Origin of the sequence: Shewanella sp., assembly GCF_048265805.1 — a bacterium.
In the GTDB taxonomy this organism is placed as follows: domain Bacteria; phylum Pseudomonadota; class Gammaproteobacteria; order Enterobacterales; family Shewanellaceae; genus Shewanella.
Genome location: NZ_JBLXAT010000018.1, coordinates 1 through 14,442 on the forward strand (window position 1 = coordinate 1; position 14,442 = coordinate 14,442).

The 14,442-nt window shown below is 48.9% G+C and carries 8 protein-coding genes; 3 read left to right on the forward strand and 5 right to left on the reverse strand.

The features are described 5' to 3' along the window. Positions 1-282: 282 nt before the first annotated feature. Entirely contained in the window at positions 283-606 is a 324-nt protein-coding gene (locus ACN0TT_RS12965) for a hypothetical protein (RefSeq protein WP_417762582.1), read from the forward strand. A gap of 325 nt (positions 607-931) precedes the next feature. Here ACN0TT_RS12965 and ACN0TT_RS12970 read toward each other — a convergent pair whose 3' ends face one another. From ACN0TT_RS12970 to ACN0TT_RS12990, 5 genes are all read right to left on the reverse strand, one after another. Beyond that, positions 932-1,942 (reverse strand): AAA family ATPase, encoded by a 1,011-nt coding sequence (locus ACN0TT_RS12970; RefSeq protein WP_417762583.1) that lies wholly within the window; start codon positions 1,940-1,942, stop codon positions 932-934. Positions 1,943-2,022: 80 nt separating this feature from the next. After that, positions 2,023-2,697 (reverse strand): response regulator transcription factor, encoded by a 675-nt coding sequence (locus tag ACN0TT_RS12975; protein WP_417762584.1) that lies wholly within the window; start codon positions 2,695-2,697, stop codon positions 2,023-2,025. Positions 2,698-2,904: 207 nt separating this feature from the next. Continuing rightward, positions 2,905-6,780 carry an ATP-dependent RNA helicase HrpA gene (gene hrpA / locus ACN0TT_RS12980; protein WP_417762585.1) on the reverse strand — a complete coding sequence of 1,292 codons (3,876 nt, stop codon included), beginning with the start codon at positions 6,778-6,780 and terminating at the stop codon, positions 2,905-2,907. Positions 6,781-7,027: 247 nt separating this feature from the next. After that, complete coding sequence (locus tag ACN0TT_RS12985; RefSeq protein WP_417762586.1) at positions 7,028-7,444, reverse strand: CBS domain-containing protein; 417 nt, start codon at positions 7,442-7,444, stop codon at positions 7,028-7,030. Positions 7,445-7,535: 91 nt separating this feature from the next. Continuing rightward, positions 7,536-8,519 (reverse strand): isoaspartyl peptidase/L-asparaginase family protein, encoded by a 984-nt coding sequence (locus ACN0TT_RS12990; protein ID WP_417762660.1) that lies wholly within the window; start codon positions 8,517-8,519, stop codon positions 7,536-7,538. 270 nt (positions 8,520-8,789) lie between these two features. Here ACN0TT_RS12990 and ACN0TT_RS12995 point away from each other — a divergent pair, with 270 nt between their 5' ends. Then, the gene (locus ACN0TT_RS12995) at positions 8,790-10,544 is read left to right on the forward strand and encodes an autotransporter assembly complex protein TamA (protein WP_417762587.1); all 1,755 of its coding nucleotides are present in this window, start codon (positions 8,790-8,792) and stop codon (positions 10,542-10,544) included. Beyond that, positions 10,541-14,371: a translocation/assembly module TamB domain-containing protein gene (locus tag ACN0TT_RS13000; protein ID WP_417762588.1), complete on the forward strand. Its 3,831-nt coding sequence runs from the start codon at positions 10,541-10,543 to the stop codon at positions 14,369-14,371. Before ACN0TT_RS12995 ends, ACN0TT_RS13000 begins: the two co-directional genes overlap by 4 nt. Positions 14,372-14,442: the final 71 nt, after the last annotated feature.

Sequence of the window (14,442 nt, forward strand, 5' to 3'; positions counted from 1 at the left end):
TTACTCTGGCGTGTGTAATGATGTGGCTACCGATGTATTGCGACTAATAAATCAACAAAGATCAACACACTCTAGGCAATTTAGGACTCATTCTGCTGTTTTATCTGGTCACTCAGCTTGGTATATTGTGCCAGCGTCGCTACTTCCTCGCATGGCCAATCACTATTGCGGTACTGCTATTGTGGTGGGGTTATTGAAACGGGCACGTTTCAAAAAGGTGAAGCTGTGACGATAATTGATGGATAACCCGAGAATGATTTGGGTGGTTAACGGAGTAACTTTTTGATTAGTTTATTAATTTTTGCCGTATTGTTATCCTTCTATTTTCGTTACAACGAGGGGGACACCTCAGTAAAAGAGGCGGTTGCCGCCATGTTGCTGTATGCAGTCTACTGGGTTATCTATGTCTTCGTTCCACCTTTTGCGCCAATATCGAGTTCCCACCTGGGCAAGTTATTTGGCATGGTGCCGTTGGTGGCTCTCGGCGCGATTCTGTTTCCCTACTTTAATCGCCATGCACCGCTGATGGTCACACGGGGCTTAGGTTGGTTAGGGCTGGCTTTTGTTAGTAGTAGCCTGCTGTATAGCAAATTTGTGCTGTGGTAAAAAGCTTAAATCGTACTGTAACCCGTTAACACCACGCCATCATCGATGCCAACGAGTGGATTAAAGGGGTTATTTGACCGATGCGCTTAGTTAGTTTGTTGTAACTTGTCTAGTTGCAACTGCTGGTAAAACTTGGCCGGACCGTTACTGTAGATATGCTGGCGAAAACGGAAGTAGTCATGAAAGTGGGGTTCTGATGAATGAAATTATCAAATCCGAGTGCGAGGGGAAAATCACTGGGCAGATCACTATCTGCGGTTCTAATATATTGGTTGATAAAACCGCGAAACTCCTGCCGCACCTTCTCCAATGCACGGCATAACCTTTACAGTTCTTGTGATAACGCACTATTTGCCAGCAGCTCTGCCACGATGCTTGCAGTATCGACATTAGCCGCTTGCGCTTGAAAGTTAGTCACTATGCGATGACGCAACACCGGCAGTGAAATGCGGCGTATGTCGTCACAACTGACCGCAAAACGCCCATGTAACAAAGCTTGTACTTTAGCGGCCAGCATCAGACTTTGAATACCACGCGGCGATGCACCTAAACTCACATAACGGTTAACCGCAGCGGACGCATAGTCGCTTCCCGGCTGCGTTGCCATCACCAACCGAATGGCATAGCTTTTGGCGGCGTGAGGCACTGGTACTTGGCGTACAATATCACGCAAACGGCACAAGGTCGCAGCATCCGTGATCGGATGGATATCGATTTGTTCACCGCTAGTAGTGCGGTCTATAATAGTGTGGTAGTCCGCTTCCGTTGGATAGCCGACCACTAACTTAAACAGAAAGCGATCGAGCTGAGCTTCAGGCAACGGATATGTGCCCTCTTGATCGATGGGGTTTTGTGTTGCCATCACACAAAAAGGTTCTGGCATTTTCAATGTCGTACGGCCGACAGTGAGCTGCTTTTCCTGCATAACCTCTAACAACGCGGACTGAGTTTTAGGCGTTGCACGGTTAATTTCGTCAGCCAGCACTATGTTGGACACAATCGGCCCTTGCTGAAAACTTAGCTCATGACCACCGTTAGCCGTTTCGGTTAATACTGAGGTTCCCACAATATCTGCTGGCATCATATCGGGGGTAAATTGGATGCGGCTAAACTCCATATTTACCGCTTTACTGAGTGCACTGACCAACATGGTTTTACCTAAGCCCGGCGCGCCTTCCAATAAAATATGGCCCCCAGCCATCAGTGCGGTGAGAACGCCTTCGACAATCTCTTGCTGGCCCACAATCATGCGCCCAACTTCCGTTCTAATCGATTCAAAAACCTGTTTAAACTCGGCAGCAGCGTTCTGAGCTGACTGCATCGCATTCTGTGGCATAGTGATCTTCTATTGCTGGGGATTGGCAACCATCATGTGGGCATTTGCTTGCACCAACCTGATATGATGCAGAAATTGTACTAGCTACCGAGTACGAGGCTATAGCCCATGCCACGGACAGTTTGAATTTTAATGCTGTCGGTATGTTCCGCTAAGTTTTTACGTAGCCGACTCACCTGAGATTCGAGCGAGTTAGAGGTGACAAATTTGTCATAACCATACACGCGAGACTCTATGGTTTCACGCGTGACCATACTACCGGGGCGAGCCATTAACGCTTCTAGTACCAAGGCTTCGGTACGACGTAAGTTCAGTGCCACGCCATCAATGCTAAAGGCTCGGCTTTCAACGTCATACTGCAAACAGCCAAAGGTTTTCATATCGCGCCGTGCTTTAATTGGCTGGCGTAATGCATTACGCACCCGCGCCAACAACTCACGAGGTTCAAACGGCTTGCCAATATAATCGTGCGCGCCTGCTTCTAAGCCCCGCACGCGATCATCAACATCGCCTAATGCAGTCAATAAAATAACGCGTTGCGGCCGCTGATGTTCATTAAAAAAACTCAGCATCGACATGCCTTCACCATCAGGTAGCAAACGGTCGAGTAACACCAGATCAAAGCTATTTTCAAGCACGGCCGTTTTGGCAATGGCTAACGTTGGAGCAAGATCCACCACAAAGCCGTTCTTTTCCAGATAAGCCACTAAGGTTTCAGCAATATTGGTGTCATCTTCGATAAGTAACAAGCGCATATTTCTCTCCTCAAATGACCACTTATGAGTCTATGACGCTTTCAATAGAAACGCCCCGAAAGTTGCTTTCGGGGCGTATATACTACCACTAGTCTCGACTAGAACTTATATTACTATTCTAAAGACAGCGCACGGACAGCAAAGTTCAGACGCAGATCTTTAGTCACTTGATAAAACATGGCCAAATCAAAGGTGATCATCCAATAATCACACTTGCTGCAGTTGATTAAGAATCCGTTTTTCTGAGATCGGATACGCGGTTCCTAGCGTTTGAGCGAAGCAACTGACTCGATATTCCTCAATCATCCAGCGTACGTTGGCAAGCACCTCGGGTACAGGTTGCGATTTCGGCAACTTAGCGAGGGTGGCTTGGTACTCTTCAGTGACATTTTGAATGCTGAGCAGATGCAGCTTGTCGCGATTAGGATCAACAGGCAGTTTGTCTAACCGCATCTCAATGGCTTTCAAGTAACGGTTGAGATCATCTAGCTTTTGCCAACCGGTGGCTTCGACAAAACCTTTAAACACTAAGCTATCCAGATGCGCTTGAATATCACTCATTGCAAAAGCGATATCTAAGCTGATTTTGCCTTTTAGGCGTTTGCGAATGCGCTGATGAGCGGTCAAAACTGCCTCCACTTTCAGCGAAATCTGCTCTGCGGCGCTATTCAAATCTTGGCGTACTGCATCACGCGCAGCATCAAATTGCCCTGGCGTGCGTACATCCAGCGCTTGCTGATCCAAAATCATCTGTATCGCCGCATCAATGATGTCATCAATCAGCAACTGCACTTGTCCAAATGGATTAAAGTACATCGCCAATTTGGCTTTGTTAGGCAGCGCCTGTTGCAGATGTTTCACTGGTGATGGAATGTTAAGCAACAATAGCTTACGCACGCCTTGGCGATGCTGCGTCTGCGCTTGCTGCTGATCATCAAACAATTTGATGGCGACATCGCCGCCCTCATCTACCAACGCAGGATAAGCTTTAACTTGGTAGTTACCGCGCTTGCGCTGATATTCACTCGGCAAATCGCCAAAGCTCCATTCCGTCAATGATGTTTGCTCAATGCCCTCATCGGCCACCTGGCGAATAGCGTGTTTCACCTGCCCCTGTAGCTTGGCTTTTAGCGCATCAAGGTCGCGACTTTGGGCAATCAATTTGCCCTTTTCATCTTCAACTTTGAAATTCATCCGCAAGTGCACGGGAATGCTGGCGATGTCGTAATCTTCACTCGTTACCTTGGTGCCACTCATGCGCAACAAGCGATAACTAAGCGATTCCAACAACGACTGCTCAAACGGTTGCATCGCCTGCACGCAGGCTTTGGCATAATCTGGCGCGGGCACAAAATTACGTCTTAACGGTTTTGGCAGCGCGCGGATCAGCGCCACACACTTCTCTTCTCGCAGCCCCGGCACCAACCAATCAAAGTCGCGGTCTTCCACTTGGTTAAGCAGTGCAACTGGAATATGCAGCGATACTCCATCGTCCTCTTCACCCGGTTCAAAACGGTAGCTAAGCGGTAACCGCAGGTTGTCTTGCTGCCATACATCGGGGAAATCTAATGCCGACACATGGGTATCGTCCCGTTGCATCAGTAAGTCGCGGTCAAAGTTCAGTAGCTCTGGCGAGTCTCGGCAGGCCTTTTTCCACCAGCCATTAAACAACGGTAGATTGTAAATTCCTTCTGGCACGCGCTCATCGTAGAAGGCAAATAACACATCTTCATCCACCAGAATATCGCGACGACGAGATTTATGTTCTAGAGTTTCCACCTCTTCGAGCAGTTGCAAGTTGTTGTGGAAGAACTTATCACGCAGTTTTAATTGCCCTTCTGCCAAACCGCTGCGAATAAAAATTTCACGCGCTTGCACCGGATCGATTGGACCAAACTGCACCCGACGACGGTTAACCACGGTTAAGCCATAGAGCACTTGGTTTTCAAAAGCGATAACTGCGCCCTGCTTGGCTTCAAAATGTGGTTCGTTGTATTGCTTCTTAATCAAATGCTCGCCGAGATGTTCCAACCACTCAGGCTCAATGGAAGCCACACCACGGGCAAATAAACGCGAGGTTTCAGTCAGCTCAGCCGCCATCAACCATTTAGGGCCTTTTTTCGCCAGTGGCGAGCCAGGGAAGATGAAGAAGCGACGATTACGGGTTCCCAAATATTCGTTGTTGGCGTCTTTAAAGCCGATTTGGCTCAACAACCCCGCCAGCAATGCTTGATGCAGTTGCTCATAATTGGCCGGTTCACTATTCAAACGCCATTTCAGGTCATGCACACTTTGGCGTAACTGGGCATAGAGATCTTGCCACTCACGAATACGTAAATATGCGAGGAATTCCTGTTTAACTTGTTTGCGAAACTGACTGCCAGACAGCTCACTTTGCTGCTGTTTGAGGTAGTTCCACAGATTCAGCAGTGCGACAAAGTCTGATTTACTGTCGGCAAAACGGCGATGGGATTCATCCGCCGCTTGTTGTTTCTCAATTGGGCGTTCACGTGGATCTTGAATCGACAGCGCAGCCACAACCACCATCACTTCATGCAAGCTACCCAGTTTATTGGCTTCCAGCACCATGCGTGCGAGACGGGGATCCACCGGAATACTGGCTAGCTGTTGCCCCAGTTTGGTTAATTTGAGCTGACCTTTATAACGACCAACCGCTTGCAGCTCTTCCAGCAGCAAAAAGCCATCACGAATATTGCGTTCATCCGGCGGCTGAATAAAGGGAAAACCCGCAATATCCCCTAACCCAATGGACAGCATCTGCAGAATGACTGACGCCAAATTCGTGCGCAGAATCTCTGGGTCAGTAAACTCAGGACGATTATTAAAGTCAGTTTCATCATACAGACGAATACAGATACCTGGGCCAACACGGCCACAACGCCCTTGGCGCTGATTGGCGCTGGCTTGAGAAATCGGTTCAATAGGTAAACGTTGCACTTTAGTGCGGTAGCTGTAACGGCTGATGCGCGCGGTGCCGGGATCAATCACATAACGAATGCCCGGTACGGTCAACGAGGTCTCTGCCACGTTAGTCGCCAGCACGATGCGACGCCCCGTGTGGGGCTTAAACACCTTGGATTGCTCACCGTAGGATAAACGCGCGTACAACGGCAGCACTTCTGTATCACGCAATTGGCGACGATTCAGCTGGTCAGCCACATCTCGGATCTCGCGTTCACCGTTGAGGAAGATCAGAATATCGCCGAGACCTTCGGCGCACAGTTCATCTACTGCTTTAAAAATGCCTTCAATCAAATCTAAGTCGTCATCGTCTTCTTGCAATAACGGCCGATAACGGGTTTCTACCGGATAAGTTCGGCCACTGACTTCAATCACTGGCGCGTCGTTAAAATGCTTAGAGAAGCGCTCAACATCAATGGTCGCCGAGGTGATGATCAGCTTAAGATCTGGGCGCTTTGGCAAGATCTCTTTCATGTAGCCGAGGATGAAGTCGATGTTGAGACTGCGCTCATGCGCTTCGTCGATGATCAAACATTCGTATTGCGACAACCATTTATCATTCGACAGTTCCGCCAGTAAAATCCCGTCGGTCATCAACTTAATATAAGATTCTGGCGCAATAGCATCGGCAAAACGCACTTTAAAGCCGACCGCTTGACCTAGCTCGGTTTGCAGCTCTTCCGCTACCCGATTGGCAACACTACGTGCCGCCAAACGCCGCGGTTGGGTGTGCCCAATCAAGCCACGAGCACCGAGGCCGAGATCTAAACAGATTTTGGGTAGCTGGGTTGTTTTACCGGAACCCGTTTCGCCCGCCACAATCACCACTTGGTTACTGATGATGGCAGATGCAATCTCATCGCGCTTCTGCGATACCGGCAGTTCATCGGGATAGGTCACTTGCGGGCGTGCCGCCATACGTTGATTGGCTTTTTCCAATGCGGCTTCTGCTCGCCTGGTTAACTCCGCCAACAACTCAGCTTTCTTATCAGCATCCTTGAGCGATTTTGATTTGAACAATTGGCGACGAATACGGGCCGCATCAGGCTGGTAACAACGGTCTAGGAATTCGCGCGACAGTGGCGACAACTTGGCGTTCAAAACTCAACATCCAGTAACAACGAAAACGACGATCCTACCAAGGATACGCCGTTTTGAATACTACTCAGGGCTAAGGACGGTAAGAACAAATCTCGGCAACACTCTGGATTTGTATGCAATAGCAGTTCGAAGCAACGGACTGCGTGCATGACAACGTTAGCTAACGAAGCAATGCGTTAACTTACTAATCCCCGTAACGCACGCGCGGTAATTATTGCATAGCCCGTAATCTGCTCCAGTAATAACACTAGACCGGTGCGGTATAACATTGCTTCATATAGCCGTTTACGGCAGACAGAATATGAAAGCGGTCAACCACCCCCACTACCCGCCCCTGTTCCACCACCGGGTACATTTTCGGTTTGTTACCTAACATCTGTTCCGCCAACAGTAACACGCTATAGTCTGGCGATACCGACAGTACGTCAGTGCGCATGCGATCTTTTACCATATCGGCTAAGTCACAGTAGTAACTGCTTTTTAGCATGGCACCAATACAATCTTGTTGAGATAAAAACCCGATCAAGTGACCATTCGCAGCCACCACTGGCGCTCCCGGTTTATGTTCTTTCAACAACAATTCCACCGCCTCGGCAATGGTCATGTCGGCAGACAGCTTTACTGGAAAGCGATCCATAAAGTCTTTGACTTTTAGTGAGTCCATGTTTCCCCCAAAGAAAGCAAATGTCTCGACCTTAAGTGTAGTCGGCATTTGCTAACGTGGCGGAGTTTTGCCTAGGAACTGCTAACCTTTATTACTCTTCGCGCCAGATCATCACCATCGGTTGCTCACCACTTTTGCGGCTAGCGCGATACATGCCTTCAGTGTTAAACAAGGTGGCGACGTTGCCATGCTCGTCGAGCGCAATAACACCGCCACTACCACCAGCCTTCACTAGGCGGTTGTTAATCACCTCATCCGCGGCTTCAATGATTGACTTGTGTTGATATTTGACGCGGGCGCAGATGTCACCCGTGACCTGATAACGGATAAAGTATTCACCATGCCCAGTGGCCGATACCGCGCACACACCATTTTCGGCATAGGTACCCGCACCAATCACCGGCGAGTCACCAATACGGCCATAACGTTTTGCCGTCATGCCGCCAGTAGATGTCGCGGCAGCAAGATTACCGTGCTTATCCAATGCCACCGCACCGACCGTGCCAAATTTGTAGTCTAGGTCGAGTGGATCTACTTTCGCCTGAAAATCATGTTTCTCAGCCGCGGTTATTTTAGCTTTGGCATCTAATAGTTGTTGATAACGATGCTCGGTATCGAAACTATTGGCTGGCACCAACTTAAAGCCTTGGGTCAACGCGAACTCTTCTGCACCCGTGCCAGACAACATGACATGCTCTGACTTTTCCATCACGGCCCGCGCTAAATCGATAGGGTGTTCAATATGACTTACGCCCGCCACTGCGCCAGCATTCATACTGGCGCCATCCATGATCGACGCATCCATCTCATGCTTGCCATCCCAAGTGTACACCGCACCCGTTCCTGCATTGAACAACGGGCTGGACTCTAAAATATTGATGGCAGTTTGGATAGCATCAAGGCTAGTACCACCTTGCTCTAATACCGCATAACCGGCGTTAACGGCGTCGGTCAGTTTGGCCTTATAGGTTTTAATCTGTTCATCGCTTAGATGCGCCTTAGAAATAGTACCTGCACCACCATGAATAACAATGGAAAATGGCGCCTCGGCGGCGAAGGTTGCCCCTGAACTCATCAAAGCTAATGCGGCAACAACGGTTTTAAGAGTGGATTTCATTTTTTGCATCCCTGTTAACAACTGCCTATTTTGTAGCGACTTTTTTCGGCAATTACAATCTGTGACTTGCCTGATTATCACATTACGGTTCACAATATTAGCTAGGAAAATTCTTATAGACCATGGTTGTCCTTTTTGTCTGTACACAATCCACGCGCCAAAATTTCAATTGTTTGCTTGTGTCTCGCAAGTTGTAGTTCTTTTGCGGTTTTTGCTGCGGATAATCTATTGACGCTAGAAATATCCGGGGTGGATGGTGCACTGCGGCGCAACGTACAAGCGTATTTAGGCCAATTACCAGCAACTGATGCACAGCGCGATGCCTACCTCTTTAACGTGGAAGACAACATCGATGATGCACTGCAATCGCTGGGGTATTATCACGGCCGAGTAAAGCAATCTCTAGAACGGCCAGTTAATGGACCATGGCAACTCAAGTTGGAGATAACGCCCGGCGAAGTGACCCGCCTGCAATGGGTCAATATTCGCGTTAACGGCGAGCTGTTAGAAGATCGCTTGTTCAATAACTGGCTTGATTCAATCAAGATGAAACCGGGAGATACGCTCAATCATGGTGATTACGAGCAAGTGAAATCCCAGTTATCCGCCCTCGCCTTTGCTCGCGGCTATTTTGATGGGCATTACACACAGGCCGAAATTCGCGTCAACCGCGAGCTCAATACCGCCCAGATCAATCTCGAATTTGCCTCCGGTAACCGTTATCACTTTGGCGACATCAACTTTGAAGGCTCAACACTGGATCCTGAGCTACTCAACAAGTTGGTGCCGTTTAAAACGCATGCGAATTACAGCACACGCCGCATCTCGGCCTTTAACCAACGCTTGCTGGACACGGGTTACTTTACCTCAATCAAGGTGCTGCCACAGCTAGATAAGCTAGAAGATAACTATGTGCCAATTAAGGCGGAACTAACGCCCAAAGCTGACCACTCTGTGCAAGTGGGTCTGGGGGCCGACATTGGTAACAACAGCAATAACGAGTTGGAACCCCGTATTAAGTTAGTGTGGAAGACCCCGCAAGTTAACGACCACGGCCATGCTCTGGAAAGCAGTTTAGAGTGGTCGCCTGAACGCCCTAAGGCGTTGTTTACCTATACCATTCCGTTATCAGATCCACTCGATGATCAATTACAGATTAAAGCGGGGATGTTATGGGACAAATACGGCGTCAACCAAACCTTTGATGCAGAAAGTGGTGAATATCGAAACGATGGTGAATTGGAGTCACGCAAGAAGCTTTTAGGCGTAGCCCGTAATAAACGCATCAGCGGTTGGTTATTTTCCTATTCATTGAACGTATTGCAAGAAAGCTATAACCAGTCAGACACATATTACGACCCGATGTTTTTACTCCTTGGTAGCAGTATTAGTAAAACGATACGCAGCGACAACAGCTTAGATCCCAAGTCGGGTTTCCGTCAGCTGTACAGCGTGGAATATACTGACCCTGTACTTGGCTCAGATGCCCGTCTCACCCGTTTACAAGCACAGTTTAAATGGATTGAAACTCTGTTTGATAAGCACCGATTTGTTTCACGGCTGGATTTAGGGGTAAACCTCGCGAAAGACAGCGACTTAGCCGATATTCCGCCATCGCTACGTTATTTTGCTGGTGGCGATCAGAGTATTCGTGGTTTTAGTTACCAAGAACTCGGTCCGTTTATTGAATATACCAACAGCGATGGCATCCCCAGCCGCCAAGTGGTCGGTGGCCGTTATCTCGCCGTTGGCAGTTTGGAATATCAATATTACCTCACACCGAGTTGGCGTGTTGCTACCTTTGTCGATGGCGGTAATGCCTTTGATACTGGGCAGTTTGATCCTGTGGTATCCGTCGGTGGCGGGATACATTGGATCTCACCATTAGGCCCAATTAAGTTTGATGTTGGCTTTGGGGTTCGACATCCACAAATTGATTACGGCACCTGGCGTATTCACCTCACGATGGGGACGGAACTATGAGCCAGAGCGAACCAAGTAGCACCGTCAACCCAGTCACTCGTGGCACCGTTGGGCTACGGCGCGCTATCAAAGCCTTGGTACGTAGTATTGTTTATATCCCGCTACTACTGTTACTGGTGGTTGCCTTAGTGGTATCCACACCTTTTGGCAGTAAATTCGGCGTATGGTTGGCAGACAGTTTTGTGCCAGGGTTAACGGTGAGCTACCACAGCGGTACGCTTAACAGTGAACTTAGCCTTGAAAATATTCGTTGGCAAAACGCCTCTACCAGCGTGGCATTGCAGCAGCTACAACTCAATTGGCGGCCTTGGTGTCTGCTAAAAGCCGCGGTGTGTGTTGACGCAATCAAAGCTGATGATGTCGTGGTAAACTATACGAGCGCAGCGACAGAGACTGAAACAACGCCAGCGGAGCCTGCAGCCGAAGATAATGCTGATGCTGGCTTTACCCTGCCAGTGACCATTGCTCTCAGTAGTGCGAATTTGAATAATATTGATGTCAGTATTAATCAGACCCATTACCAAGCTGCACAAATTGACCTTAGCGCACATTGGGATAACGACGGTCTTGTTGTAGAGCGCTTAGTCGGCAATCAACTCATGCTTGACCCCATCGCCCCTACAACCGAGGAACAGCCGCCTTCTGACGCATGGCCATTAGCTGTATTACCTAGCATCAGTTTGCCGTTTCCCATCAGTGTGGAGATGGCAAGGCTGGAGCAAACACAGTTAAAACTGGGCGAAACGACCGAACACTTTCCGCTGCTGGTGTTACTCGCAGACGTTGCCGATAGTGACATTAATATCGGACAATTGACACTGGTGCATGACAGCGGGGCAATCTCGCTTAAAGGCCACGCGACCTTAAGCGAACACTATCCGCTGTCGCTGCAAGCGCAGGTGTCGATGAGCCACATGCCGGAAAGTGATGAACGCATAGTGCAAGATGCGCGCTTCTCACTCGACGGCAGCCTGGCCGACCTCAACTTGAAAGCCGAGCTTTATGGCACCCAGCAAGCCCAACTTACCGCTCATAGCAACTTAACCAATGCAGCCTTGCCTTATCGTGTTGAGCTGACCGCAACAGCGCTGCAGTGGCCATTTAATCAGCCAGAATACCGCGCAGAAAACCTCAATTTATCGAGTGAAGGTTCGTTATCAAGTCAGCAAGCACAACTTAGCGGCAAAATATTTAGCCCGTTTGTCGAGGCATTAGAGATTAGTGGCGCCTTAAATCATCAGCAGCAACAACTGACACTGAAAGATTTTGACGTTGCCACTTCAGCGGGTTCACTCGCGTTGAATGGTTCACTGACGTACGCTGACGGGCTGGCCTGGCAAATCAATTCTCAGCTTTCTAAGTTAAACTTGGCCGCAATTCACTTGGTTACGTCAGCGGCTGATACCGCAACATTGCGTTTGCCCGAGAGTGATATTGCCGGACCGTTGTCCACCGAAGGCTATTACCGTGATGGACATTGGCACGTCAAAGTGTCGCAAGTTGCCTTACAAGGCCGCGCGGATCAACTGCCGTTTGCCCTACTGGGCGATATACAAGCTGATGACACGCTGGCGATTCATTCTAATGGACTGACACTGACGGCGCTCAATAGTCGCCTCTACGTCAAAGGCAGCGCGGGTGACAAATGGGATATTAATGGCTCAATTACCGTGCCCGATTTAGCCCAATGGCTACCAGATGCCTTTGGTAACTTCAGCACCACAGTCACCGTATCTGGCGCCAGCGAACAGCCTCAAATCAACTTGAATGGCAAATTGCTTAATGGGGGTTGGCAAAACTATAAAGTTGCAGATGTTGATCTGAATGGCCATTACCAGCCGTTCAACAATCACCAGTTTGATGTCAAAATCGAGACAGGCGAGATTGAATTACAACAGCAACTTATCGGCCGCCTCAACGCCGAGCTAAACGGTGATCTGAGTCAACAGCAATTCCAACTTGCACTTACAGGCGATAACGGCGTATCACTCAGCGGTAACAATAAATACAATGCCGAACAGCAGCAACTGCAGCTGACATTGAATGAGCTGATAACCACTGGCCAAGCGGGCAATTGGCAGCTCCAAGATCCATTAATGGTCGACTGGCAACAAACCACCGCACAAGGCAAAGTCGCGCCGTTTTGTCTCACCACCACCGATAACCAAGTTTGCCTAAAACAAGCTATTGACCTCGCCAATCCACAGATAGAGCTTAGCTATGCAGGTAAACCAGCCTCAGCGCTAGCAGCATTTTTGCCGTCCGGTATTCAGTGGCAAGGTGAAGCGAGCATGGATGCCAGCATCAAGCTACCGCCCAACGCCAAACCAACAGCGAAGATACAGATGGATCTCGCGCCCGGTGTTATCACTTATACGCAACAGACCAAAAACAGTGAAACCGTGCGCTATCAAGCAGGACAGATAAGTGCGATTCTCGATAAGGATTGGCTCCATACCAAAGCCACATTTGATGCAGGCGAGATGGCCAAAGTGGATGCTGCGGTAGATATTGCCACCGCGCCAGAACATACGTTGCAGGGACAAGTGCAGCTGGAACGCTTTAATCTTAAGTTCTTTGAGCAAGTCATCCCGCAGTTTCAAACCTTAGAAGGGTTATTAACTGCCGATTTGACGCTGTCGGGGCAATTGGCTCAGCCACAAGTGAGTGGTGAAGCGAAGCTACAGCAGGGCGCCTTGGTGCTCAGCAGCAACCCAACCAAAATTGATGAACTGGCAGTCACCGCCAATTTTGATGGTCAGCAGGTGACAATTGATGGTGGCTGGCACATGGGTAAAGGTACTGGGACGCTCAACGGCGATATTGCTTGGCCAACGGGAAAACCCACTGGCACCCTTCGCGTGAATGGCAAACAGTTAACGGTCATTCAACCACCACTAGCTATTGTTGATGTTTCACCGGATCTGACTATCAATTTAGGTGATGCCATTAACATTACTGGCAAGGTTGGTATTCCATCTGGCACCATTACCATCGTGCCCCTCCCCGCTGGCGGTGTGAGCATATCGCAAGATGTAGTATTTGATGATGCCCAAGCCCAGCAAGCAGCACAACAAACCGCAACCCCAGTGACTGCGGATATTAACGTCTCGATAGGCAACAAACTCACCATTGATGGCTATGGGCTTAAATCGCTGTTAACCGGCACGGTAAACCTTAAGCAGTCAGCCGGTAAGCCTGCCCAAGTCTATGGCAATATCAACTTAAAGGACGGTACCTATAAGTTTATGAGTCAAACGCTGACTATCTCCCGCGGTGAGTTGCAGTTTATTGGCCCGCCACAAGTACCATCGCTCAATATCGAAGCTATAAGAGAAATCAAAGACGATGACTTGGTCGCTGGGGTGCGTATTACCGGTACGGCACTGAAGCCACAAGTCACATTGTTCTCTGACCCCGCTCGTGAGCAAGCAGAAGTACTGTCTTATATTTTACAGGGCAAAGGTTTTGATAGCTCATCAGACAACAGCAGCATGATGGTAGGTGCAGCCATCTCACTCGGTACGCAGTTTAGTGGCGGTAGCTCTGCCATGAGCAATATCAGTAATACCGCCACCAGTTTGGTAGAGATGTTTGGCTTTAACAATGTGCAGCTCGATACCGATAATGAAGGCAAAGTGGCGATTAGCGGCTATATCGGCAAGGACTTAATGCTCAAATATGGTGTGGGGGTATTTACCCCCGGCTATGAAGTGACCGTGCGTTATTACCTCTTGTCTCAGCTGTATCTCGAATCGGTATCCAGCACCATCAGCCAATCACTGGATTTATATTATTCATTTGATATCAATACCAGCGACGATTAAGCGCGAACATTAACTCAGTAAGAAGGTGGCGAACTGGCACCACCTTCGCCGTTAATTCCCGTTCTCGTCAC